Below are 24,822 nucleotides of genomic sequence, written 5' to 3'. Positions count from 1 at the left end.
GGGCTCGCGCCGCATCCGTCCTCGCGAGCGGAGCGAAGCGAGCCGGCGGCGCCACGCTTCCCGGGGGCGCGCAACCCTGGGTCGCTTCGCTGCGCTCGCGATGACGGCGCGGAGGCCGCTATGGTGGCGCGACCTCGATGCGCAGCTTTCCCGGAGTGGACCCGATGGACAACCGCAACGCCGTGTGGCGCCACGTCGACGCGCAGTCGGAACGGCTGATCGCCCTGTCCGAGCGGGTCTGGGGCATGCCGGAGGTCTGCTACACGGAAGAGCGCTCCTGCGCCGAGCACGTCGCCGAGCTGCGCCACCAGGGCTTCCGGGTCACCGAGGCGGTCGCCGGCATCCCCACCGCCGTGATGGGCGAGGCCGGGGACGGCGGGCCGGTCATCGCGTTCCTCGGCGAGTACGACGCCCTGCCGGGCCTGTCGCAGGAGGCCGGCGTCGCCGAGCACCGGCCTGTGGAGGCGGGCGGGCACGGCCACGGCTGCGGGCACAACCTCCTCGGCTCGGCGGCGCTGCTCGCCGCCACCGCCCTGAAGGACTGGCTCGCCGAGACCGGCACCCCCGGCCGCGTGCGCTACTACGGCTGCCCGGCGGAGGAAGGCGGCGCCGCCAAGGCCTTCATGGTCCGCGCCGGCGCTTTCGCGGATGCCGACATCGCGATCACCTGGCATCCGGGCAGCTTCTGGGAGGTGGCGCCGCCGGTGGCGCTCGCCAACACCCGGGCCGACTTCGTCTTCACCGGCCGCACCGCCCACGCGGCGGCCGCGCCCCATCTCGGGCGCTCGGCGCTCGACGCCGTCGAGCTCATGAGCGTCGGCGTGAACTACATGCGCGAGCACATGCCGTCCGACGCGCGGGTCCACTACGCCTATCTCGACGCCGGCGGCATCGCGCCGAACGTCGTCCAGGCCGGCGCGACGGTGCGCTACTCGATCCGGGCCCGCGACCTGCCCGGCATGCTGGCGCTGGTCGAGCGGGTGAAGAAGATCGCGCAGGGCGCCGCCCTGATGACCGAGACCGCCGTCGCGGTGCGGATCGTCAGCGCGGTGTCGAACCTGCTGGGCAACGACCCCCTGGAGCGGGCGCTGCACGGCGTCATGGAGGAGCTCGGGCCGCCGCATTTCGACGAGGCCGACCGGGACTTCGCCGGCCGGATCCGGGCGACGCTCACCGACGGCGACATCGACGCCGTGTTCCGCGCCGTGGGGATGCCGCGCACCGAGGCGCCGCTCGCCGACTTCCTCGTTCCGCTCGACGCGCCGCGCAACCCGGCGGTGGGGTCCACCGACGTCGGCGACGTCAGCTGGGTGGTGCCGACCGTCCAGGCCCACGCGCCCACGGTGGCGATCGGCACGCCGTTCCACACCTGGCAGGTGGTGGCGCAGGGCAAGACCCCGGCGGCCCACAAGGCGATGGTGCAGGTCGCCAAGGCGATGGCCGCCACCGGGGCCCGGGCGGTGACCGACGCGGCCCTGCGCGACGCCGCCAAGGCGGATCTCGCCCGCCGGGTCGGCGCGGCGGGCTACGTCTCGCCGCTGCCGCCGGAGGTCGAGCCGCCGCTCGGCATGTCGCTGGGTCGCTGACGGGGCGGCGGCTCAGAGCGTCCGGGCGCGGAGCGCCGTCACGACGATCTCGGCCAGGATGACGACGCCGAAGATCGCGGCGAGCACCACGGCGACCTGGTCCCAGTAGAGCAGGTTCAGGGCGGTATCGAGCGCGACGCCGATGCCGCCCGCGCCGACCAGCCCCAGCACGGCGGATTCGCGGATGTTGATGTCCCAGCGGAACAGCGCGATCGACCAGAAGGCCGGCTTCACCTGCGGCCAGTAGCCGAGCAGCAAAGTCGACATCCGGCCGGCACCCGCGGCCTGCAGGGCCTCGATCGAGCCGCGATTGGCCTCCTCCAGCGCCTCGGCGAACAGCTTGCCGGTGAAGCCGACGGAGCGGAGCGCGATCGCCAGGGTCCCGGCCAGCGGCCCCGGGCCGAACACCGCCACGAACAGCAGCGCCCAGACCAGGGAGTTCACCGAGCGCGAGGTCACGAACACGAACTTGGCGAAGAGGTTCAGCGCGCGGTTGGGCGTGACGTTGCGGGCCGCCATCAGCCCGATCGGCACCGCGATCACGATGGCGATCAGGGTGCCGAGCGTCGCGATGTGGAGCGTCTCCACCAGCGCCCGCAGGGTCGGCCCGACATAGCCGGCATCCATCGGCCACATCCGTCCGAACAGGTCGGCCAGCTGGTTGGGCGCGTCGTAGAGGAATTCCGGGATCACCTCGATGGTGCGCAGGCTCGCCACGAAGGCCGCCACCGCGCACAGCGTGAAGGCGAGCCGCGCCAGCCGCTTCCACAGGGGGAAGCGCTGCCAGCGGCGCGGGCCGGCGGGAGCGGACGCGAGGGCGACGCTCACTGGAACACCTTGCGGGCCCAGCCGGAGACGATCTCGGCCACCATGATCAGGGCGACGATGACGATCAGGATCGCCAGCACCACGTCGAAGTCGAAGCGCTGGTAGGCGGTGAACAGCGTCGCGCCGATGCCGCCGCCGCCGACGATGCCCACCATGGTCGAGTTCCGCAGGTTGGAATCGAGCTGGTAGGTGGCGAAGCCGATGAAGCGCGGCAGCACCTGCGGCTGCACGCCCATGATCAGGGTCGACAGGAAGCCGGCCCCGGTCGCCCGCACGGCCTCGACCTGCTTCAGGGAGATCTCCTCGATCGCCTCGGCGAACAGCTTGGCGATGAAGCCCACCGAGGCGACGATCAGCGCCATGACGCCGGCGAGCGCCCCGAAGCCGATCGCCTTCACGAACAGGATCGCCACGATGATCGGGTGGAACGACCGGCAGAGCGCGATCAGGATACGGGTCGGCCACGTCACCCAGGGCGGCATCAGGTTGCGGGCCGCCAGGAATCCGATCGGCAGGGCGACCGCGATGCCGACCACCGTGGCGATCACGGCGATCTGCAGGCTCTCGAGGATCCCCGACTGGATCAGCTCCCAGCGGGAGAAGTTCGGCGGGAACATCCGGGCCAGGAATTGCCGCCCGTGGGCGAGGCCGCCGGCGAAGCGCTCGGGCGAGAAGCCGAGCTGGGTCGCCGCGTAGACCGCGTAGACGGCGAGGAGCGCCCAGCCGGCGCGGGCGGTCCAGTTGGGCCGGAACGCGACGCGGCCGGCGGCGTCGGGGGAAGCGTCCTGGGAGGCCGGGCGGGCGGGCGCGCTCATTCGAGCCAGTTCTCGCCGCCGTAGATGCCGCGCAGGTCGGCCTCGCTCAGCCGGTCCGGCGGACCGTCATAGACCACGTGTCCGCCCGACATGCCGACGATCCGCGCGGCGAAGCGCTGGGCGAGCGCCACGTTGTGGATGTTGACCACCACCGGCACGCCGCGCTCGGCCGCGAGCCGGGACAGGATCTCCATGATCTCGACGGAGCTCTTCGGGTCGAGGGACGAGGTCGGCTCGTCGGCGAGCACGATCTCGGGCTCCTGCATGATCGCCCGGGCGATGCCGACGCGCTGGCGCTGCCCGCCCGACAGGGCGTCGGCCCGGCGGGTGGCGAAGCCCGACAGGCCGACCGCGTCGAGGAGGTCGAAGGCGCGGGCGATGTCGGCCTCGGGGAAGCGCCGCAGCCACGCGCGCCAGGCCGGCACGTAGCCGAGGCGGCCGCAGAGCAGGTTCTCCATCACCGAGAGGCGCTCGACCAAGTTGTACTCCTGGAACACCATCCCGATCCGGCGCCGCGCCCGGCGCAGGGCGGGACCGGAGAGCCGGGCGAGGTCCTCGCCCCGGAACAGGATCTCCCCCGAGGTCGGCTGGACCAGCCGGTTGATGCAGCGGATCAGGGTGCTCTTGCCGGTGCCGGACGGCCCGATGATCGCCGTGAGCCCGGTGCCGGGCACCACGAGGTCGATGCCCTTCAGGACCGGCTGCCCGGCCCGGTACGCCTTGGTCAGCCCGCGGATCACCAGCGCGCGCGGATCCTCCGCCCGGGGATCGCCCTCGGGTCCGGCCGCCACCGCGCGCGCCGCGCTCCCCGCCGTCACGGCCTGCGTCACGGCCTGAGTCACGGCCTGAGTCACGGCTTGGGCGCGCCCGCGGCCTTCTTGCGCGCCGCCTCGGCCTCGCGGGCGGCTTCGCGCTCGTAGGCGACCTTGTTGTACGGCGTGCCCGATTCCTCCGCGACCTTGCGGACGATCGCCCAGTCCTTGAGGTAGGTGATCGGCGCGAACCGGTCGTCGCCCTCGAAATCCTTCACCATGTCGGGCGGGAAGCGGAAGTCGTAGAAGCACTGCTTCAGCTTCTCGGCGAGTTCCGGCTTGAGATCGTGGGCGTAGGCGAAGCCCGAGGTCGGGAACTTCTCGCTCGTGTAGATCACCCGGTAATCGTCGCCCTTGATCGTGCCGCGGGCGACCATCCGGTAGAACACGTCGGAGGCCACCGGGGCGGCGTCGTAGTCGCCGGTGCCGACGCCCAGCGCCGACTTGTCGTGGCCGCCCGAGTAGATGAGCTTGTAGTCCTCGCCGGGCTTCAGCCCCTGCTCGGGGAAGAGCGCCTTGGGCGCGAGGTTGCCGGAATTCGACGACGGCGCCGTGTGGGCCACGCGCTTGCCCTTGAGATCGGCCAGCGTCTTGTAGGGGCTGCTCGCCTTCACCACGACGATCAGGTTGTAGCCCTCGGCGCCCTTCTCGGTGCCCTTGGCGGCGAACGGGATCGCGCCGGCCATGTTCACCGCGAAGCCGAGGGGCCCGGTCGAGAAGCCCGCCACCGTGAGCCGGCCGGAGCGCATCGCCTCGATCTCGGCGGAGTTCGACTGGACCGGGTAGTAGACGACGCGCTTGCCCGTGCACTGGCTCAGGTAGGTCGTGAACGGCTTGAACGAGTTCTCGTAGACCGCGGGATCCTCCACCGGCGTGTAGGCGAAGACGATCACGCTCGGGTCGCGGGTCTTGGCCGGGACGTCGGCGACGAGGTCCTTGTTGGCGTCGCAGTAGGCGTCGTCGAGTTGGCCGCGGTTGGGACACTCGTCGGCCCTGAGGGGCGACAGGGAACCGAAGCCGCAGAGCAGCGCCAGGGCTGCGCCGTATCGGGCGATCGTCACGCGCTATCCTCCCTGCGGGGCCGTGCCTCGGGCCGGCGCCGTCATGTCCCGCCCGGTCCGGGCCGAGCTTGAGCCGGCAAAGGTGTAGGCGCCGGCTGACGGGAGACGCAAGGTGCGGCATCGAGCGGACGTTGAGGGAAGCCGCGCGCTGACAGGGGCGTCGTGGCGACCGTCCGGGCGGCGGCCGGCCTCAGGGCGCGAGCCGCGTGAACACGTAGTCGTGGTCCCGGACATTCGCGCTGTGGCAGGCGAAGCAGGTCTCGTGCTGGGCCGCGTCCGCGGGCTTGCCGTCGACGAAGCGCCCGAACCCCCAGCCCCCCGTCGCCGCGTAGCGCCGCGAATCCTTCACCATGACCTGGACCGTCGTGGCGCCGCCGGGCACGAAGGCCGGGGCGAACTCCGCGGACGGCACCCGAGTCCAGGCGCGCTTCACCAGCACCGTCCCGTCCGGGAACGGCAGGGTGCCGGACCGGTAGGCGTCCAGCGCCCGCGCGTTGCCGACCACGGCGCGCAGCTCGTCGAGGGCCCCGGTCTCCTGCGCGACGCCGACGAGCTGCCAGTCGCGGTACCCGTCCGGGACGGTGACGCCGTAGATCGGCGAGGCCGCCGGGGCAGTCCCGGGATCCACGGCGCGCACCGCGGAGCCGACCAAGAATGGGCCTGCAGCGAGCAGGCCGGCAGCGAGCAGGGCCGGCAGCGCGACAGCCAGGAACCGCATGGCAACCTCCGTCATCGTCTCGGGATGATCGTGTGTCCGGGGATGATCCGGCCGCGCCGGCGCGGTCAGGCCGCTGCCGCGTCGATCACGGACTGCGCGAAGGCGCGCGGGGCCTCCTGCGGGAGGTTGTGGCCGATCCCACCGGTGATCAGCCGGTGCGCGTAGCGCCCGGTGAACTTGGCCGCGTAGCTGGCGGGGTCCGGATGCGGGGCGCCGTTCGCGTCGCCCTCCAGGGTGATGGTCGGCACGCCGATCGTGGGCGCCTGTGCGAGGCGGTTCTCCAGCGCGTCGTACCGGCGCTCGCCCTCGGCGAGGCCCATCCGCCAGCGGTAATTGTGGATGACGATGCTGACGTGATCCGGGTTGTCGAGGGCCGGGGCGCTCCGCGCGAAGGTGGCGTCGTCGAAGCGCCAGCGCGGCGAGGCGGTCTGCCAGATCAGCTTGGCGAAGTCGGCGCGGTAGGCCTCGTAGCCGGCCCGCCCCCGGCTGGTGGCGAAGTAGAACTGGTACCACCAGGACAGCTCGGCCCGCGGCGGCAGCGGCTTCTTGCCGGCCTCCTGGTTGCCGATCAGGTAGCCGCTGACCGCCACCAGCGCCCGGCACCGCTCCGGCCACAGCGCCGCGACGATGTCGGCCGTCCGCGCGCCCCAGTCGAAGCCGCCCAGGACGGCCTGGGGGATCTTCAGGGCGTCCATCAGGGCGATGACGTCCACCGCGAGTGCCGCCTGCTCGCCGTTCCGGACCGTGTCCGACGCCAGGAAGCGGGTGGTGCCGTAGCCGCGCAGGTACGGCACGATCACCCGGTGCCCGGCCGCCGCGAGGATCGGCACGACCTCCGCGAAGGCGTGGATGTCGTAGGGCCAGCCGTGAAGCAGGATGACCGCCGGCCCGTCGGCGGGACCGGCCTCGACGTAGCCGACGTCGAGCACGCCGGCCTCGACCTGCTTCAGGACGCCCGGCATGGCGCCGGGGACCAGGGCGCCGGGGACCGGGGCGCCGGGGGCCGGGGCACCCTGCGCCCGCGCGGTCCCGCCGAGGCCGAGCTCGGCGAGGGCGGCGGTGGCCACAGCGCTCTTCAGGAGGCGGCGGCGGCTCCAGGCGGATGTGTCGGGATCGGTCTCGCGGGCCATGGACGGCTCCCTCGTCGGAAAGTCTTCGATGGAGCGAAACCTATTCCGATGCTCGACACCGCGCTTTGAGAGGGCCTTGAGGACACCTTCAGAGGCCCATGATTTATGCCCGCCCGGGCCCGTGCTAGAGCGCCCTCCGCCGCGGACACCGGTTCGGTGAGCAGGGTGCGGAACGCGGACATGGCCCCGCCCAGGAACGCCCCGTGATCTACCGGTTCGGACCCTTCACCCTCGATGCCGCCCGGCGCGAGCTGAGCCGGGACGGCGCCGAGATCGCCGTCGAGCCGCAGGTCTTCGACCTCCTGCGGGTGCTCATCGAGCGGCGCGACAGGGTGGTCAGCCGCGACGACCTGCTGGAGGCGGTCTGGAATGGGCGCATCGTCTCCGAGGCGACCCTCGGCAGCCGGATCAACGCGGCCCGGACGGCGATCGGCGACACGGGAACCGAGCAGCGCTGGATCCGGACGCTCCCGCGCAAGGGCGTGCGCTTCGTCGGCGCCGTGCGCGAGGCCGCATCGGAGGTCTCGCCCGGGATCGCTCCGGAAGACGCGGCGGAGCCGGGCGTCACGTGGCGCACCGGGCCGCGCCTGCCCGAGGTGGCGGTCCTGCCCTTCACCAACATGAGCGCGGATCCGGATCAGGCCTACTTCGCCGACGGGATCACCGAGGAGATCATCACGGCGCTGTCCCGCGTCAGCGGCCTGTTCGTGATCGCGCGCAACTCGACCTTCACCTACCGCGGCGCGGCGATCGACGTGCGCCGGGTCGGGCAGGAGCTCGGCGTCGGCTACGTGGTCGCCGGCAGCGTGCGCCGCGGCGGGTCGCGCCTGCGGATCACCGGCCAGCTGGTCGATGCCGGGACCGGCGCCCATCTCTGGGCCGACAGCTTCGACGGCGGGCTCGACGACGTCTTCGCCCTGCAGGAGCGCGTCGCCGCGCGCGCCGCCGCCGCGATCGAGCCCACCCTCCAGCTGGCGGAGATCGGCCGGCTCGGCCGCGACGCGCCGGCCCATCCGGACGCCTACGACCGGCTGCTCCGGGCCAATGCCCGGCTCGCCGACTTCACCGCCGCCGGCATGGCGGCGGCGCTCGATCACCTGGACGAGGCCCTGGCACTCGACCCGGGCTACGCACCGGCGATGGCCGCGGCGGCCTATTGCCGGGCGCAGTGCCATTTCCAGGGCTGGATCGCGCAGGGCGAGGCGGAGCGCGCGGCGGCCGTGCGGCTGGCCTGGGGCGCGGTCGAGCGCGCGCCCGGGGACGCGCAGGTGCTGTGGATGGCGGCCTTCGCGGTCTGGAACATGTCGGAGACCGGGCGGGGCCGGGCGCGCGACCTGTTCGGCCGCGCGCTGCTCGTCAACCCGAACTCCGCCCTGGCGCTCACCCTCGCGGGCTGGATCGAGACCATGTGCGGCCGCGCGGAGGCGGGACGCGCCATGGTCGAGCGGGCGCTGCAGCTCAACCCGCGGGATCCGCGCGGCTGGCTGATGTCGGGCGTGATGGCGGTCGCGGCGGTCAGCGAGGCCGACTATCCCGAGGCGATCCGGTGGGCCGAGCGGGCGCTGGCGCAGAACCGGCGCTTCGCCGTCGCCCTGCGGGCGCTCGCCGTGGCCCATGTCGGGCTCGGCCAGTCGGAGCGCGCCCGGCAGGCGGTCGCCGAGCTCCTGTCGATCGAGCCCGGATTGACGGTCTCGGGCTTCCTGGCGCGGATCCCCTTCCCGGTCGCCGCCCTGGGGCAGCGATACGCCGCGGCGCTGGCCGAAGCCGGCCTGCCCGCCTGAGCGGGGCGCCGGTCAGGCCCCGTCCCGGTGAGGCCTCTTCCCGGTCAGGCCCCTTCCCGGTTCAGCCGGACGACGAGCTGATCGGCGAACTTGGCGGCGGCCACCGAGAGCGAGCGCCCGCGCAGCTGCGCCAGGACCAGCGTCATCGGGGTGAGGTCGCGGGTGTCGATCGGCCGGCTGTGCAGGCGCGGGTCCTCCGGGATGCCGCTGGGCACCTGCAGGCTGACCACGTCCTCCCGCAGGGTGAGGTTGCGCAGGAACTCAAGCGAGCCCGACTCCACGACCGGCCGCAGCTCGACGCCCCGCCGGGCCAGCGCGTGCTCGATGTGGTGGCGGATGGCGAGCGATCGGTCGGGCAGCGCCAGGGCGTGCGCGAGACAATCGCGCAGCCGCACCGGCCCGTTCTCCGCCGCCAGCGCGTGGCCCCGGCGCATCAGCGCGCACAGGGTCTGGTGGCCGGAATAGAGCGGGTGCAGCTCCGCCGAGGGCGGCGGCTGCAGGATCAGGGCGAGGTCGGCCTCGAAAGCCGCCAGGGCGGTGACCGCCTGGGCGTGGTCGCGGACCTGCACGGTGAAGCCGACCTGCGGAAAGCGGGCACGGTAGGCCTCGACCTCCTCGGGCACCACCTGGGTGACGAAGGCTTGGCTGCAGGCGAGCGCCACGTGCCCCCGCCGCACGCCCGACAGGTCGGCGATCTGCGAGCGGACCCGGTCGAGATCGGCCGCCTGGTCGCGGATGTGCCGGGCGAAGAGCTCGCCGGCCGCGTTGAGCCGCATCCCCTGCGGGAGGCGCTCGAAGATCGGCGTCCCGAGCTCGTACTCGAGATCCTGAATCTGCCGGGTCAGGGCCGAGGGCGTGAGGTTCAAGCGCTCCGCGGCGCGCCGGATCGAACCGGCGCGGGCGACCTCGGCGACGTAGGTGACGGTGCGCAGGTGCTTCACGCCCGCACCCTGCCCGTCTGTTGCGCGTATGGCAACGGCACGCTCAGAAAATAGCACTTCCTCGCAACAGGTGGTGCCCGTAGCGTCGGCACATCGGGACCCTTCAGGAGCCGTTCGATGATCCGCCGCCGCACCCTCCTGGCCGGTCTCGGGGCCGGCCTCGCCCTCGGACCCCTGGCCCGGGCCCGCGCCCAGGGCGCGCCCGTCACGATCCGGATGGGCTCGCTCAAGCTGATCCACTCGATCGCGCCGAGCTTCTATGAGCGCTTCACCCCCGCGGGCGTGAAGGTAGAGGTCGTGCCCTTCGAGAGTCCCACCGAATGCAAGAATGCGGTGGTCACCAAGTCGGTGGATTTCGGCACGTTCGGCATCGCCGCCGCGACGCTGGGCGCGGCCGCCGGCGAGCCGCTCGTGGTCATCGCCTCCACCTGCAACCGCGGGATGGCGGTGATCGCCAAGAAGGGCTCCGACATCCGCGCCATCAAGGACCTGCGCGGCAAGCGCGTCGCGATCTGGCCCGGCAGCACCCAGGAGGTCTTCGTCCTGGAGCGGATGCGCATGGAGGGGCTCTCGGTGAAGGACATCACCCCCGTGCGCGTCTCCTTCTCGGAGATGCACATCGCCCTCGCCCGCGGCGACGTCGACGCCTATGTCGGCGCCGAGCCGGGCCCCGGCGTCAGCCTCGCCTCGGGCGTCGGCCAGCTCGTCGAGTACCCCTACGGCACCGAGATGGGCGCGCTGAACATGGTGTTCGGCGCCCACCGCGACACGCTGGCCGAGCGGCCGGACCTCGTCCGGACCATGCTGGAGATCCACCGCAAGGCGACGGACTTCGCGGCCGGCGACCGCGACGCGATGATCGCCATGGCGGTGGCGAAGCTCGGGCAGAAGCGCGAGGCGCTCGAGCTCTCGGCCCCGAACGTCGAGCTGACCTGGCGCCTCGGGCCGAACGAGATCCGGCAGGCCGACGCCTACGCGCAGCACATGCTCGCGCTCAAGCAGATCAAGCGGCTGCCGGAGCCCGGCTTCATCGACACCCGCTTCGTCGACGCGCTGGGGCGGGCGTGAGCACCGGCATCGAGGCCGGCGCCCTGCCGGCGGTGACGCCGGCGCCCGCCCGCCGGGCCGGATCCGGGCCCGGGCTCGCCCACCTGCGCCGGCTGGCGCTCGCCTGCGTGGTGCCGGCCGCGCTCGTCGCGGTCTGGCAGGTCACCACCGCTGGCCGGCCCTACAGCCTGATCCCGCCCCCCGCGGAGGTCTGGGCCGAGATGCGGGATCTCGCGGTCGGCGGCGTCAACGACGACGCGTTCAGCGGCACGCTCTGGACCCATCTCGCGGCGTCGCTGAGCCGGGTCTACGGCGGCTTCGCGCTGGCGGCCGCCGCCGCCCTGCCGCTCGGCCTGCTGATCGGCCGCGTGCCCCTGATCCGGGCGCTGCTCGACCCCGTCCTGCAGGTGCTGCGGCCGGTTCCGGTCACCGCGTGGCTGCCCTTGGCGATGATCTTGTTCGGCCTGGGACCCCGCTCGGCGTTCTTCCTCGTGTTCCTCGGGGCATTCTACCCGATCCTGGTCAACACCGTGTTCGGGGTCCGCTCGGTGGAACCCCGCCTGTTCGAGGCGGCCGCGATGCTGGGCTGCACCGGGCCGGCGCAGTTCGTCCGCGTGGTGCTGCCCGCGGCCCTGCCGTCGATCTTCACCGGCCTGCGGCTCGGCCTCGGCTTCGCCTGGGTGGTGATCGTGGTCGGCGAGATGACCGGGGTCCAGACCGGCCTCGGCGCGATCATCATGGAGGCGCGCCAGCTCTCGCGCACCGAGATCGTGATCTGCGGCATGGCGGTGATCGGCGTCGCGGGCTTCGTCTCCGACTGGCTGGTCATGCAGCTCGGCCGCCGGCTGCTCGCCTGGAGCCCCAATCATGGCTGATCCGACGATCCCGATCCTCGACATGCGGGCGGTCTCCAAGACCTACGCGGCGGGCGGCCGCCGGACCGAGGCCCTGCGCGAGGCGAACCTCACAGTGTCCCGCGGCGAGTTCGTCTGCCTGCTCGGCGCCTCGGGCTGCGGGAAGTCGACGCTGCTGCGGGTCGCCGCCGGCTTCGAGGCCCCGACCGCCGGGCAGGCCCTGATGTGGGGCAAGCCGATCGCCGGGCCGGGACCGAGCCGCGGCATGGTCTTCCAGGATTACGGCCTGTTCCCGTGGCTCACCGTGCGCGACAATATCGGCTTCGGCCCGAAGGCCCGCGGGCGGCCCGCCGCCGAGGTGCGCGACACCGCCGAGCGCTACATCGCCCTGGTCGGCCTCCAGGCCTTCGCCGACGCCTACCCGCACCAGCTCTCGGGCGGGATGAAGCAGCGCGTTGCCATCGCCCGGGTGCTCGCCAACGAGGCCGAGGTGGTGCTGATGGACGAGCCCTTCGGGGCGCTCGACGCCATGACCCGCGAGCGGCTGCAGGACGAGCTGCTCGACCTGTGGTCACGGACGGGGCTGACGATCCTGTTCGTCACCCACGCCATCGAGGAAGCGATCTTCCTCGCGGACCGCATCGTGATGATGTCGCCCGGCCCCGGCCGGATCGAGGCGATCCACCCGGTCGAGCTGCCGCGGCGGCGCGACGTGTCGAGCCCGGCCTTCAACGACCTGCGCCGGATGCTGGCCGCGCAGCTCCACAGCCACCACGCCCCGCGGGCCGCCGCCTGATGGAGACGTCCCCCGACGATCCCCGCCGGCCCGAGAACCGCCTCGCCTACCGCGCCGCCGTGGACCGGCCGCGCCTGACCTTGCCGGGCGGCAAGCACGTGGCGGTCTGGCCGGTGGTCAACGTCGAGCACTGGCTGATCGACAACCCGATGCCGCGCCAGATCCTGGTGCCGCCGACCGCCGCGAGCCTGCTCCCGGATATCCCCAACTGGGCGTGGCACGAGTACGGGATGCGGGTCGGCTTCTGGCGCTTCCTCGAGGCCTTCGCCAGCCGCGGAATCCGCCCGACGCTGTCGATCAACGGCTCGGTCTGCACGGCCTATCCCCGCGTGGCCGAGGCCGCCCACGCGGCCGGCTGGGAGTTCATGGCCCACGGCTTCCACCAGGTCCCGACCCACAGGGTCGCGGACCAGCCGGCGATGATCGCCCGCACCGTCGCGGCGATCACCGCGACCACGGGGCGCCCGCCGCGCGGCTGGCTGGGGCCGGGCCTCACCGAGACCCTCGACACGCCCGACCACCTGCGCGCGGCCGGCCTCGAGTACGTCGGCGACTTCGTGGTCGACGACCGCCCCTGCCGGGTGGCGACGCGCACCGGCGACCTCGTCGCCCTCCCCTACTCCGTCGAGCTCAACGACATCCCGCTGCTGGCCATCCAGCATCACCGGGCCGACGAGTTCGTGGAGCGGGCGCTCGCCCATCTCGACCGGCTCGCCGCCGAGGCCGCCGGCTCCGGCCCCCTCGGCGGCGCCAAGGTGATGGGCTTCGCGATCCACCCCTACATCACCGGCGTGCCGCACCGGATCGGCCTGCTGGAACGGCTGCTCGACGCCGTCCTCGCCCGCGACGACGCGGTGTTCATGCAGGGGGGCGAGATCCTCGACTGGTACCGCGCCACCGGCGACGAATCCTGAGCCTCGCTGCGAGGAATGACCGTGCCCCCCTTCCCGACCATCCCGCTCCTGCACGCGGCCTACGCCGACGGCCTCGACCCGCGCGCCGTCGTGGCCGAGGCCTACCGGCGGCTCGCCGCGGTGGACGATCCCGGCATCTTCCTGGCGCTCGTCCCGGAGGCGGACGCTCGCGAAGCCGCGGCGGCGCTCCCCCCCTTCGACCCCGCGGCGATGCCGCTCTGGGGCGTGCCGTTCGCCGTCAAGGACAACATCGACGTCGCCGGGCTGCCGACCACCGCCGCCTGCCCGGACTTCGCCCACACCCCCGCCGAGACCGCGCCCGCGGTGGCGCGTCTCCTCGCGGCCGGCGCGATCCTGATCGGCAAGACCAACCTCGACCAGTTCGCCACCGGGCTCGTCGGCCTGCGCACCCCCTACCCGGCCCCGCGCAACGCGATCGATCCGGCCTACGTGCCCGGCGGGTCCAGCAGCGGCTCGGCCGTGGCGGTGGCGCACGGGATCGTCGCCTTCGCGCTCGGCACCGACACGGCGGGGTCGGGCCGGGTGCCGGCGGCGCTCAACAACGTCGTCGGGCTGAAGCCCTCCCTCGGGGCGATCTCCAGCCGCGGGATGCTGCCGGCCTGCCGGACCCTCGACACGCTCTCGGTCTTCGCCGGCACCGTGGCCGACGCCGACGCGGCCTTCCGGGTCATGCTGGGTCCGGATGCCGCCGATCCCTGGTCACGGGCCCTGCCGGTGCCGGCCGCCCCCGCCGCCCTCCCGCCGGGCCTGCGCCTCGGGCTCCCGGACGCGGCGAGCCTCCGCTTCGGCGGCGACGGGCTCTCGGAGGCGGCCTTCGCGGCGGCGGTCGCCGATCTCGAAGCCCTCGCCGGGGCGGCGGCGCCGGTCGATCTCGCGCCGATGTTCGCCGCCGCGGCCCTGCTCTACGACGGCCCGTGGGTCGCCGAGCGCTACGCGGCGATCCGCCCGGTGATGGAGACGCGCCCCGACATCCTCCACCCGACGACGCGGGCGGTCATCGCCTCCGCCGAGCGCCACAGCGCGGCCGACGCCTTCGCGGGCTTGTACCGCCTCGCGGCGCTGCGCCGGGCCGCGGACGCGGTCTGGGACCGGATCGACGTCCTCGCCGTGCCGACCTACCCGCGCCCGCAGACCTGCGCGGCGGTCGCGGCCGACCCGATCGGGCCGAACAGCGAGCTCGGCACCTACACCAACTTCGTCAACCTGCTCGACTGGTGCGCCCTGGCGGTGCCGGGCCGGCCCCGCGTTGACGGCTTCCCCGCCGGGATCACCCTGCTGGCGCCGCGCGGCTCGGACGGGCTCCTCGCCGCCCTCGGGGCACGCCTCCACGCGGCCTCGGCGCCGCGGATCGGCGCGGGCACGATGCCAGTGCCGGTCGTGGAGCCGGGGTCGTCCGCGGCCGGACCGGACGCGATCGAGCTGGCGGTCGTCGGGGCGCATCTCTCGGGACTGCCGCTGAACCGCGAGCTGGCCGGCTGCGGCGGGCGCTTCCTGCGCGCTGTGCCGACGGCCCGGGACTATCGCCTCTACGCCCTGCCGGGCGGCCCGCCGCAGCGCCCGGGGCTGCTCCGGGTGGCGGCCGGGGACGGCGCCGCCATCGAGACCGAGGTCTGGGCCCTGCCGCCCGCCGCGTTCGGACGCTTCGTCGCCGCCATCCCGGCACCGCTCGGCATCGGCACGCTGCGGCTCGCCGACGGCACGGCGCCCAAGGGCTTCCTGGTCGAGCCGGCCGGCCTCGACGGGGCGGCCGACATCACGCGCTTCGGCGGCTGGCGCGCCTACCTGGCCGACCGCGCGGCCGCGTAGCCCTCGCCCCCCGGGCCTGACATCGGGCGGCGAGAGGAAACCGGTTCCGGCCCCTCGCGCGGCGACAGGCCGCCCGCACCGCTGCTAGGCTGCCGCCCGGTGGCGGAGCGTTCCGATGCGGCGATCGATCCTGTTCCTGGCGGCCTGTCTGCTGGCCGGCATCACGCAGGCGGCCTCCGCCGGGCCCGCAGCGGACGGCGTCGCCGATCTCGGCAGCTACGCCGCCCGCGTGGAGGTTCACCCGTTCGAGAGCCTGACGCTGACCGACCGGCAGTTCCTCACCGGCACGTCCGAGGGGGCGAAGCCGGTCACGGTCGCGGGGATCCTGCGCATCGCCAAGGCAGGGACCGAGCGCCTGCCGACCGTGATCCTGATGCACGGCTCCGGGGGCCTGGGCGGCAACATCGAGTTCTGGCAGCGGGCGCTGGCGGCGCGCGGGATCTCGACCTTCGCCATCGACGGATTCACCGGGCGCGGCCTGACCAGCGTCAACACCGACCAGAGCCTCCTGGCGCGCACGAACCTGATCCTCGACATCTACCGGGCGCTGGGCGTGCTGGCGAAGCATCCGCGAGTCGACCCGGGGCGGATCGCCGTGATGGGCTTCTCGCGCGGCGGGCAGGCGGCGCTCTATGCCAGCCTCAAGCGCTTCGACGCCGCCTGGAACCGCTCCGGCGTGATCCCCGCCCTCTACCTGCCGGTCTACCCGGACTGCTCGATCCGCTTCCGGGACGACACGGCCGTGGCGGATCGGCCGATCCGGATCTTCGGTGGCGGCGGCGACGACTACAATCCCGCCGCCACCTGCGCGGCCTACGCGGAGCGCCTGAGGGCGGACGGCGCCGATGTCGACCTGACCGTCTTTCCCGGAGCGCAGCACGTCTTCGACAACCCGGCCGGGCCGACCCAGCCCGTGGTCGCCCGCGGCGCGCAGACCGTCCGCGCCTGCGCGATCAGCGAGGCGGCGGACGGCGCCCTCGTGGAGGGCCCGGACGCCACGCCGTTCACCTACGCGGCCCCGTGCGTGCAGCGCGACCCGCATATCGGCTCCGACGCCGCCGCCCGCGCCGGGATCCTCGCGCGTGTCTCGCACGCGCTGGACGCCGCGTTCCGGGGACGGTGACCGACGGAGCGCGGTGCGGATCTGCGCGGCCCCTGCCTGCCCGACGCGCCCTCGCGCGGCGGGCGACCCGGTCAATTGACGTCGGCGGCTCGCCCCGCACCGCCCGCGTCGCCCCCCGACCTGCGTGTCGCGTGGCGTTCGACCTGCAGGCAGCGTCATGAATGCTGACAGATCGAACGTGCTCGGCCGGACTGTGCCGATCTCGTGCCTAACTGGGCCAATATACGCAGACTCTTCGACGGCGGGTTCAATCTATCGGTGCGGCCTTCACCTGTCCGGAGGCCCGCAACCCCGCTCTCGCGGGCACGGACACCTTCCGACACGAACACCGCAAACGACTTCACATGAAGGACAGGGACAACCGAGAGCGTAGCCACGCGCTTCCATCAACAAATCTACCGCGCTAGATACCTCATCGAAACTCGACCTGTCTCAGATGCGCGAAAATCGAAGCTGTTCATATCAGGAAAGAAAATCAATTGTCGCGAGACCGAGCCCGCCGCTGGGACCCGTCGGCAAGAATGGCCGCTGAGCCCCTATACTACTTTTGGTCATTGCGTACTTCGGAGACTGCTGTAGCCAGTTTATATGGGTTGGACTCGCGCCGCCCAACACTGGTATGTCATGTGCAAGCTTGGCTAGAATGGCCCGGCGCAGCGCGAGGGCGGCCATGGCTTTCAGACGAATCGGGACGCTTGTGGTGGTGCTGACTCTAGGCGCGTGCTCCCACGCACCGCTGATGCCGACCGCCTACAGCGCCTTGCCGCCCCCGACCGCGATGCCTGCGGCAACCGCGTCGACGGGCCCGCTCGCGGGCGCCGCGGCACTACGGGCCGAGCCCGATATCGATCCGCTCCCCGTCGTCATTCCCGGCACTCTGAAGCTCACGGACGCGCAGATCGGCCATAACGGCGTGAACCCTCTGGCGGTTCTCGATTCCTCGATGCGCAACCGCATGAGCTGGAAGAGTCTCCGTCCGGAGAATTTGATGAAGCCGCCGATCTATTCCGGCCTGTCGCGCATGTCGAACGGTCTCGCCGTCGGAGAAGCCTCGGCCACACAGAAGGACAACATCCCCGGCTTCGATAAGGACCTCGCCACCAAGAGGATCATGTCGGAGTACAATCGCGAAGCGGCGATGGCGGCGCTCCTGAAGGGCGGACGCGGCGCCGCGAAGAGCGTTTGCTCAGGATGCTGACGTCGCTCTTCGACGCGGCTCGAGAGTGAACGGCGAGTTGTCTGTATCGACCGGCGCGCATCGGTGCGTTCTCAAGCGCCGCGACGGTCACGACCGCGGCTCCTCGAGCCCGCGAAGCGGCCATCCCTTTCGCCGCGCGCTCCGTCAGCCGACGCCGTGCAGAAGCCCGTCTACGGCCTCCTTCCGCGGAGGATCCCGACGATGCGCCGCACCCATCCTCTCCGCCTCCACACCTTCCGCCAAGCGTCAGTAGCGCGGCGAGAAATTCATTCCCGTCACGACGGTGAAGACCGGCGGCGTGCGGTCAGCAAGCTCGATGCGTGCCGGATCCTGCGAGCGCTCTGTCTGAATCGAGGGGCAGAAGACGGTGGAGGGCACCTCGACCGTCGGGGAGAGCACCCGCTCCAGAGGAGTCGGCCTCGTCATCGCGGGCTTCGGGTCCAGCCAAGTTCCGGGCACCACCTGCTGCCCACAATTGCTGACAACCGCTTCGTGTATCGTCCCATCGATTGCGGCGGAAACCACACAATTGGCAGGATGATACACCAATTCGTACTGAAACTTCCTGTTCTCATCGGATTCGGTTTTGAATCGGTTGTCCAAAATCACGGCCGTGTGCGGGCGATCGGTCGTCCCGACAACATAGAGCCGACCGGTGGTGATGGCAGCGACCGTGATATCGGAGGCCGCCGATGCGGGCATGCTGAAGACAAGCGCCAGCACTCCGGAGAGCGTCGCAGTCGAAACCAAGCCGCGCATCCTGCCCTCACCCTCACCCGCAACCTGTTCAGACCCAGCTCGATTGTATCGTCAGCCGCGATCGCGCCCTGAACAGTGGGTCCCACAGCCATTCTACCGAGCAATGGCCAGCGTCCATCACCCGATAGAGGTACTCTGATCTCTCATCCACCGGGATATCGAGCTGGACGGACCGCATACCGACGCTCGAGCGCCGGCCAGCCCGTGATCGCCGAGCCGGGCCCCGGGTGCGGAACAGGAGCGTGCACGAACCTGACAGCCGGCGCATCGACGCGATCACCATCCGAGACCGGGAACGTGCCACCTCTCCTGACCAGAGACCTATACGTCCCAGATCTCGGATCGATGGCGCGGGAGCGCGCACCGAATCCTGGGACATCCGCTTGCGCCGTTCCGCCCCGATCGGCGAGCCTTCCGACCGTTCTACAATCCGACGTCGGCGATGACGCGAAGGCCGAGCGACGAAGGATCGTGAACATCTTTATGATACGATACCGAAGAATCTCGACATAAAATATATTGCACCGAAGAGCGTTACAGCTGCGGCGACCCAGATAAAGACCAGCAACCATCGATCAAAATATGCGACATCGCAGTCGGCGTATTCTGTGGCGCAGGGAACGCAATATGCGTTGGAGATCTCCACCTTTGCCCCGCACGTTTGGCAGGCACCGACCGAGAGGGAGCGCTCGCTGGCGGTCATCCTGCGCGTGCGCGGCGGCCAGCCAAAGTGCCAGCGCCGAATGGCAGCCCCTGCCTCCGAGAACCTCATACAAGCACTCGCCACTCGATATGGGCAAATGACATCTGATCCCGTTCAGGATCCATCACGTCTGTCAATTCTCAGAATGACCAATAGCGCTACTTCATAGCGTTAATATTGTCAATCTCGACTTGGCGAAGCTCCCACAACCGGCGCCGCGGCTCCGAGCTCGGGATGCTCCGGAGATAACCAGCTCGCGTGTCCGAGAGGTGAGCGGTGAGCGGACGCTCAGACGCGCGTTCTGTGTGGCCGCACGCTCACCGGAGCTCGGACGGCTGGAGGCCGCGTCGCGGGCCATCGGCGGATGACGTATCACGTCAGGCCGCTCGAGCCCGGCGAATGCTCGACTGTGACGATGCCGCGCTCGACTCAGAGCCGCTTCGCAGCGGCGGTCCGATCGCGCAGGATCGAGCGCGCGGCCCGGCACCACAGTCGGGTCGGTAGCCAGTACAGCGCTCTCACCGCACCGAGAGCCGCCATGATCGGCACGAACACGTGCGCCAGCACATCGAGGATCACGCCAGGCGGCTCATCCGCCTCGATCCGATCGTACCAGATCGGATCCTCGTGCCGGTCCGGGTCCTGTTCGGTCATCGCTGGAACCCGCCACAATCCGATCCGGCCCTCATCTGTCGGACCAGCGAAGTGCTGCCCCGATCCGGATCTGGGAGCGCGGTTCGTGCCGCGCCGTCGCGCAGGGCCGGAGCACGCCGCGCCCCGGCGCGGGGCGGCTCGGGGACCATCCGCGCCTCATCGGCTCCCGCGCTGCGCCAGAACCGCGGGAACGGTGCGCAGCATGATGGCGAGATCCCGGTGCAAGGTCCACCGGGTGGCATAGTCCAGATCCAGCGCGACGCGCTCGGCATAGGTCGTGTCGGAGCGGCCCGAGACCTGCCACAGCCCCGTCACGCCCGGCGGCACGGCGAAACAGGTGGGGAATGCCCGCCCGTAGCGGGCGACTTCGGCCGGCACGATCGGGCGCGGACCGACCAAGCTCATCTCGCCGCGCAGCACATTCCAGAGCTGCGGCAGCTCGTCGAGCGAGGTCTTGCGCAGCACGTAGCCGACGGCGGTGACGCGCGGGTCGTCGCTGAGCTTGTGCGTCGCCGCCCACTCGGCCCGGGCCAGAGGGTTGGCGGCCAGATGCGCCGCCAGAACAGCGTCGCCGTTCGTCACCATGGAGCGGAACTTCAGGCAGCCGAAGCGGCGACCGTCCCGGCCCACCCGCATGTGGCGGAAGATCGGCGCCTCGCGATCACCGGCATACACGAGAGCGGCGATCACGATCAGCAACGGCAGCAAGAGGAAGAGGGCCGTGGCCGCCACCGTGATGTCGAGCCCGCGCTTGGCCGCCCAGCCCAGCCGCAGACCGCGCGCCACGAACGGCGCCGTTGGCAGAACGGCCTCCGCGACAGCCTCCGCGGCATCGCCCACCTGATCCGCCAGTTCGACACCGTACTGCGGCGCACGCAAGGCAGGCGGGAGCGGTGGGCCGACGTCGCGCAGCATGTTCTGGCTCCTCGTCACGGCAGGTGGCCGCCAGGCGCAGCAACGGTTAACCAATTGTTAACGATTGGATATCAAATCATCGCGCCTGTTTCAAGCTTAACCATGCCTTATATGCAAGTATATTTTCCGCACAAGAATGTAAGAATAGATTTCGATCTCGCAGGATGAAGCACAGTGGCACCAGGCCTCTGCCGCTCGACCCGGCCACGAATTTGGCTCGATGCCGCAATCCAAGCAATGTCGCGAGACACCGACCTTGGCCGGATGCTCATCCATCATTGTGCACTGCGTTCGTCCAGCCCGAGGAATGCCGCGCGTTCCCACGGTTGATGGTCGAGAGCTGAGCCACTTGCAGCCCTGTGCTTCTCCCGCGCGCGGGCCACCGGTCCGGACCGGGACGCTCCCGCGTGGGATCGCGGTGCGAGGTCCAGACGTCCCCCGCAGGCATTCCGGGAGGTCGCTGCGGCGGCGATCGCCGGGATGTTGCTGAATGGCGCGGCGAAATCAATTCCGCGCCGAGGGCGATCATGACAAGGTGCGGCGCGCGTTCTATGGATGGACTCCCGATACAGTACCTCAGACGCCGTCAGCGGGATGAGACGCGTGCCGGATCGATGGCATCGCAATAGGGCCGCGCCGCGACGGACCGTGCGCGGCCTTATTGCGATGCCGCGGGACTAATCCCTATGGCGGCGGGTTCCGCAGCGTGACCCGGATGGGCGAACTCAGTATCCTGCGGATGGCTAAGCGGCATCCAACGTGCAGGAGCGGCCACAATGCCGGAGCCAGTACGGATCGGGGCCACTCATGATGCACGCGCCGGGAGAGAACAGAGTGCCGGGTGGCGCGGCACGCCGGGTGGTCTGCGCCTGTTCGGCCGACTGGTGGGAGCGCAGAGCCTGATGCGGCCCCGGAGCATACCCGCCAGGTCGGCCAGCCCTGCCTGCAACGTCCATCCGCGGCGGATGGCGTGAGACCCGTCGATCCTGTCTGAAAGTCGTCAATCCCCGCGGCTCCCGAGGCTCGAACCACACAGGTCCAGCCGACGGCGCACGTTTCCGATCAAGACTGAGAATAGCGCAATCATGGTCCCTTGCCTGTGGAGCAGCTGCCTGCCAGCGACCGATCGGACATCCACCGGGCGCCTCGGTGAGAGATGCGCGACGATCGGGGAAGCGGGATCCGAGCGATGAGAGTCGCGATCGTCCATTACTGGCTCATCGGGATGCGCGGCGGCGAGAAGGTCGTCGAGGCGCTCTGCGACCTCTATCCGGAAGCCGACATCTTCACGCACGCCTACGCCCCGCAATCCATGTCGCCGACCATCAGGGCGCACCGGGTCAGGACCTCGTTCATCGGCCGATTGCCGTTCGCGACCAGCCGATACAAATCCTATCTACCCCTGATGCCGATGGCCCTCGAGCAGCTCGATCTGCGGGGATACGATCTGATCATCAGCAGCGAATCGGGTCCGGCGAAGGGGATCATTCCGCCATCCGACGCGCTCCATATCTGTTACTGTCACTCACCGATGCGGTACGTCTGGAACATGTACCACGATTATCGCGAGCGGACGGGGCTGCTCACGCGCCTGCTGATGCCGCCGGTCGCCCATTACGTGCGCAACTGGGACGCGGTCTCGGCGGGCCGGGTCCACGAGTTCATCGCCAACTCGGACACGGTCGCGCGACGCATCGAGACCTACTACCGGCGCCGAGCCAAGGTCATCCACCCGCCCGTGGATACCGCGGCCTTCGAGATCGCTCCGGATGGCCAGCGCGGTGACTACCATCTGATGGTCGGCGAAATGGTCCGCTACAAGCGGCCGGAACTGGCGATCCAGGCCTTCAACCGGTTGGGGCAGCCGCTCGTCGTGATCGGCGGCGGCGAGATGCTGCGTGAGCTGCGCAGCATGGCCGGTCCCCACATCAAGATCCTCGGTCCGCAGCCCTTCGAGGTCTTGAAACACCACTACGCACGGTGCCAAGCCCTGATCTTCCCCGGAGAAGAGGATTTCGGCATCGTCCCGGTCGAGGCCATGGCGAGCGGACGGCCGGTCGTCGCGTTCGGCAAGGGCGGTGTCACCGAGACGGTCATCGATGGCGTGACCGGCACCTTCTTCTACGAGCAATCCGTCGACGCGCTGATCGATGCCGTCCAGCGCTGTCGGGCGATCGGGGTGGAGCCGGAGCGCCTCGTCCGCCGCGCAGCCGACTTCGGTGTCGGGCGCTTCGCGGACGAGATCAGCCGTTTCGTCGACGGGGTCCTCGCGCGCGAGCGCTCGGCGGCCCCTCGTCCCCCGCGTGAGCCGAGCCGCGCCTATCTGGTCCAGTGAGACGGCCGCCGCGCCGGCGGGACCGGCCTCCTCGCTGAACCGCCGAGGTCAGGACCGACGCGTGGGTGGCCCCGGTCTCAGGGGGCGACGCGCGGCGCCCGCCGGCCGAATCGACTCGACTAAGCGTCCGATGTCCTGGTCGGCATCAGGTGAGCCGCCGCGTTGAGCGTCGAAACACGGGCCGTCGGCTGGTAGTCGAAACCGCCCTGTCGTCCGAACGACTCGATCCCGAAGTCGGCGAGCTGGGCGAGCGCGCGCGACACCCGCTGATGGGCCTGCCCGGTGTAGATGGGATAGGCACAGGGCACCACTTGGCTGCCTTCGCAAACCAGATCCCCGGCGAAGAGTTCGTTCTTGGCGACATGCGCCCGAAAATCCTGCTCGGCGATCGTCACGGAATCGTTCGCGTGGCCGGCGATGACCTCGACTCCAAAATACTCGCGCCCTTCCACACGACCGTAGAAATCGGAGTACATCGTGAGCCGCTTCCAAGCGCCGTCATGCGCGAAGTTGTAGAGGATCGAACAGTCGAAGCCGCGATTCCCGTCGAAGCTGAAATACAGGCTGATCAGCGTTACCGACGCGAGACCGGGATCCTCTCGGACTCCGCAGAGGGTCAACGCCCGCGCAATGGGGATCGTCGAGATGAGTCGCGGGGCGGTCAAACGGCGGCCACCGGTGCGGACATCGAATTGCGTCTCGCGCCGTGTGATCGATTCGATCCCCTCGCCCAGATGAAAGACCGAACCGCGCTGCCGCAGTGTCCGGGCGGCCACTTCGTAGAGGGCGTTGAAGCCTTCGCGGGGTCGCGCCAACTGCCTGTTGGTCGGCCCCGGCGCGCGATGCCGGCGGACATAGCGCAACAAGACGCGCGGGCTGGCGTGCTCCTTGATCCAGAGCATCCGCTTCTCGGCAAATTCCAGATCGACCCAGTCGGCCGGAACGCCGAAGAACCGCTTCATGTAGCTCTCGAGGCCGGACCTTCTGAGCAGATAATCACCGATCCAGTAGCGAGCGAACTCCCGCGCGTTCCCGATTCTGCGCCGCGCCACGCGCGAGAAAGCGGCCGACAGCACGATCCTGAAGATGCCCCATGGACCGGCCCGGACGATGTCGTCCCGGATCGACAGCGGGTACGAGGTGACCAACGCCTGGGGTGTCAGCTTTCCCCACGTCGGCTTGATCGGAACGTAATGTTCCAACAACTCCGGAAAATACTTCAGCAGCGGCGAATCGTCTTGAAATATTAGACTTCCAATGTCGAAGGTGTATCCGTTGATGGAACGATCGATATGATTGCCGCCGATATTTTCGAATTCGTCGATGACGGCGATCTTTCGGCAGCCGAGATCGTGAAGAATCGATGCTGATACGAGCCCTGTAATACCGGCCCCTAATACGATCGCATCGAAAATCTCGTCTTCCGAGTGCCCATGACGATCGAAGGCTGAAGAATCGGTCATGATTCGCTTTGCATCGGCCACGGCGTCAGGCGAGGGAGGACGATGCCGGAGCATGATGGTCGGCCGCGCGGAGCACGGTGATCATCGCCGACACTCGAATCTCATCGGAGTTTTCGGATCGATACCACAGGCTCCGTGCGGAACCCAGTCACTACTATCATTAACTGAGCAGACTTTGTAAATACACTATGGCACGCGGACCGAAACATCGCCTGACGGTCGAACTACGCAACTGCAACACGCCTTGAACCGGCAGACAGGAGCTTCCAGCCATTCGGCTGACAGAGGCAGCAATGGCAGCCCTTCAGCAGGGTAAAGTCAACAATGAAAACGGCAGATGCCTATGAACCATTTGATCAATGGCTTCGATGCAACGGATGCACCCCAGCATATCTCGAGCGCTCCCTGCGGACCCCGGGGCCATTTCCGCACCGCTCGCACGGTTGTCGCGGCGCGATGGCGCGGACCGCGGTTTTCGCCCAGAGCGGCGCGCGGAACAGCAGCCTCCGGTGTCGGACGGCAGCAACGCCCCGTCGCCGGGCCGAGTCCTCGGCATCCAGGG

Annotated in this window: 21 protein-coding genes; 10 read left to right on the top strand and 11 right to left on the bottom strand. The window is 70.4% G+C overall.

Annotated elements, in window-relative coordinates; all coding sequences use genetic code 11:
- Window positions 1–164: 164 nt before the first annotated feature.
- Window positions 165–1,586, top strand: coding sequence for a M20 family metallopeptidase (locus ACLBYE_RS01635; protein WP_447692765.1), 1,422 nt, complete (start codon window positions 165–167; stop codon window positions 1,584–1,586).
- A gap of 12 nt (window positions 1,587–1,598) precedes the next feature.
- On the opposite strand, the gene phnE (ACLBYE_RS01630) is transcribed toward ACLBYE_RS01635, so the two are convergent.
- The 6 genes from phnE (ACLBYE_RS01630) to ACLBYE_RS01605 form a co-directional block, all read right to left on the bottom strand.
- Window positions 1,599–2,414, bottom strand: coding sequence for a phosphonate ABC transporter, permease protein PhnE (gene phnE / locus ACLBYE_RS01630; RefSeq protein WP_447692764.1), 816 nt, complete (start codon window positions 2,412–2,414; stop codon window positions 1,599–1,601).
- The gene (phnE, locus tag ACLBYE_RS01625) at window positions 2,411–3,229 is read right to left on the bottom strand and encodes a phosphonate ABC transporter, permease protein PhnE (RefSeq protein ID WP_447692763.1); all 819 of its coding nucleotides are present in this window, start codon (window positions 3,227–3,229) and stop codon (window positions 2,411–2,413) included. Before phnE (ACLBYE_RS01625) ends, phnE (ACLBYE_RS01630) begins: the two co-directional genes overlap by 4 nt.
- The gene (gene phnC, locus ACLBYE_RS01620) at window positions 3,226–4,071 is read right to left on the bottom strand and encodes a phosphonate ABC transporter ATP-binding protein (RefSeq protein WP_419544898.1); all 846 of its coding nucleotides are present in this window, start codon (window positions 4,069–4,071) and stop codon (window positions 3,226–3,228) included. The genes phnE (ACLBYE_RS01625) and phnC overlap by 4 nt, the downstream gene beginning before the upstream one ends.
- Window positions 4,072–4,079: 8 nt before the next feature.
- Window positions 4,080–5,102, bottom strand: coding sequence for a phosphate/phosphite/phosphonate ABC transporter substrate-binding protein (phnD, locus tag ACLBYE_RS01615; protein ID WP_056524895.1), 1,023 nt, complete (start codon window positions 5,100–5,102; stop codon window positions 4,080–4,082).
- 190 nt (window positions 5,103–5,292) lie between these two features.
- Entirely contained in the window at window positions 5,293–5,820 is a 528-nt protein-coding gene (locus ACLBYE_RS01610; protein WP_447692762.1) for a cytochrome P460 family protein, read from the bottom strand.
- A gap of 65 nt (window positions 5,821–5,885) precedes the next feature.
- Complete coding sequence (locus ACLBYE_RS01605; RefSeq protein WP_447692761.1) at window positions 5,886–6,950, bottom strand: alpha/beta fold hydrolase; 1,065 nt, start codon at window positions 6,948–6,950, stop codon at window positions 5,886–5,888.
- A 203-nt stretch (window positions 6,951–7,153) separates the two neighbouring features.
- Between ACLBYE_RS01605 and ACLBYE_RS01600 the strand changes: the two genes are divergently transcribed.
- Window positions 7,154–8,731 carry a winged helix-turn-helix domain-containing protein gene (locus ACLBYE_RS01600; protein WP_447692760.1) on the top strand — a complete coding sequence of 526 codons (1,578 nt, stop codon included), beginning with the start codon at window positions 7,154–7,156 and terminating at the stop codon, window positions 8,729–8,731.
- 44 nt (window positions 8,732–8,775) lie between these two features.
- Here ACLBYE_RS01600 and ACLBYE_RS01595 read toward each other — a convergent pair whose 3' ends face one another.
- The gene (locus ACLBYE_RS01595; RefSeq protein ID WP_447692759.1) at window positions 8,776–9,672 is read right to left on the bottom strand and encodes a LysR family transcriptional regulator; all 897 of its coding nucleotides are present in this window, start codon (window positions 9,670–9,672) and stop codon (window positions 8,776–8,778) included.
- Window positions 9,673–9,789: 117 nt separating this feature from the next.
- Between ACLBYE_RS01595 and ACLBYE_RS01590 the strand changes: the two genes are divergently transcribed.
- The 7 genes from ACLBYE_RS01590 to ACLBYE_RS01560 all read left to right on the top strand — a co-directional run bounded on the left by ACLBYE_RS01590 (window position 9,790) and on the right by ACLBYE_RS01560 (window position 17,431).
- The gene (locus ACLBYE_RS01590; RefSeq protein ID WP_447692758.1) at window positions 9,790–10,740 is read left to right on the top strand and encodes an ABC transporter substrate-binding protein; all 951 of its coding nucleotides are present in this window, start codon (window positions 9,790–9,792) and stop codon (window positions 10,738–10,740) included.
- Window positions 10,737–11,594, top strand: a complete 858-nt coding sequence (locus ACLBYE_RS01585) for an ABC transporter permease (RefSeq protein ID WP_447692757.1) — start codon at window positions 10,737–10,739, stop codon at window positions 11,592–11,594. The genes ACLBYE_RS01590 and ACLBYE_RS01585 overlap by 4 nt, the downstream gene beginning before the upstream one ends.
- On the top strand, window positions 11,587–12,369 hold the full coding sequence (locus ACLBYE_RS01580; RefSeq protein ID WP_091979593.1) for an ABC transporter ATP-binding protein: 783 nt from the start codon (window positions 11,587–11,589) through the stop codon (window positions 12,367–12,369). Before ACLBYE_RS01585 ends, ACLBYE_RS01580 begins: the two co-directional genes overlap by 8 nt.
- A complete protein-coding gene (locus ACLBYE_RS01575) occupies window positions 12,369–13,283 on the top strand; it encodes a polysaccharide deacetylase family protein (RefSeq protein WP_447692756.1) in 915 nt (304 codons plus the stop codon). The genes ACLBYE_RS01580 and ACLBYE_RS01575 overlap by 1 nt, the downstream gene beginning before the upstream one ends.
- A gap of 15 nt (window positions 13,284–13,298) precedes the next feature.
- Window positions 13,299–15,110 carry an allophanate hydrolase gene (atzF, locus tag ACLBYE_RS01570; RefSeq protein WP_447692755.1) on the top strand — a complete coding sequence of 604 codons (1,812 nt, stop codon included), beginning with the start codon at window positions 13,299–13,301 and terminating at the stop codon, window positions 15,108–15,110.
- Between the two features lie 115 nt (window positions 15,111–15,225).
- Window positions 15,226–16,233, top strand: coding sequence for a dienelactone hydrolase family protein (locus ACLBYE_RS01565; RefSeq protein WP_447692754.1), 1,008 nt, complete (start codon window positions 15,226–15,228; stop codon window positions 16,231–16,233).
- A 739-nt stretch (window positions 16,234–16,972) separates the two neighbouring features.
- Complete coding sequence (locus ACLBYE_RS01560; protein WP_447692753.1) at window positions 16,973–17,431, top strand: hypothetical protein; 459 nt, start codon at window positions 16,973–16,975, stop codon at window positions 17,429–17,431.
- Between the two features lie 246 nt (window positions 17,432–17,677).
- Here ACLBYE_RS01560 and ACLBYE_RS01555 read toward each other — a convergent pair whose 3' ends face one another.
- The 3 genes from ACLBYE_RS01555 to ACLBYE_RS01545 all read right to left on the bottom strand — a co-directional run bounded on the left by ACLBYE_RS01555 (window position 17,678) and on the right by ACLBYE_RS01545 (window position 20,462).
- Window positions 17,678–18,190 carry a hypothetical protein gene (locus tag ACLBYE_RS01555; RefSeq protein WP_447692752.1) on the bottom strand — a complete coding sequence of 171 codons (513 nt, stop codon included), beginning with the start codon at window positions 18,188–18,190 and terminating at the stop codon, window positions 17,678–17,680.
- Between the two features lie 1,132 nt (window positions 18,191–19,322).
- Window positions 19,323–19,547 carry a hypothetical protein gene (locus ACLBYE_RS01550; RefSeq protein WP_447692751.1) on the bottom strand — a complete coding sequence of 75 codons (225 nt, stop codon included), beginning with the start codon at window positions 19,545–19,547 and terminating at the stop codon, window positions 19,323–19,325.
- 156 nt (window positions 19,548–19,703) lie between these two features.
- The gene (locus ACLBYE_RS01545; protein WP_447692750.1) at window positions 19,704–20,462 is read right to left on the bottom strand and encodes a sugar transferase; all 759 of its coding nucleotides are present in this window, start codon (window positions 20,460–20,462) and stop codon (window positions 19,704–19,706) included.
- Between the two features lie 1,189 nt (window positions 20,463–21,651).
- Here ACLBYE_RS01545 and ACLBYE_RS01540 point away from each other — a divergent pair.
- Window positions 21,652–22,797: a glycosyltransferase gene (locus tag ACLBYE_RS01540; protein ID WP_447692822.1), complete on the top strand. Its 1,146-nt coding sequence runs from the start codon at window positions 21,652–21,654 to the stop codon at window positions 22,795–22,797.
- Between the two features lie 119 nt (window positions 22,798–22,916).
- On the opposite strand, the gene ACLBYE_RS01535 is transcribed toward ACLBYE_RS01540, so the two are convergent.
- The gene (locus ACLBYE_RS01535; RefSeq protein WP_447692749.1) at window positions 22,917–24,260 is read right to left on the bottom strand and encodes an NAD(P)-binding protein; all 1,344 of its coding nucleotides are present in this window, start codon (window positions 24,258–24,260) and stop codon (window positions 22,917–22,919) included.
- Between the last annotated feature and the right edge of the window lie 562 nt (window positions 24,261–24,822).

It is taken from the genome of Methylobacterium sp. A52T, assembly GCF_053346095.1.
This window is presented reverse-complemented; position numbering and strand designations above follow the sequence as displayed.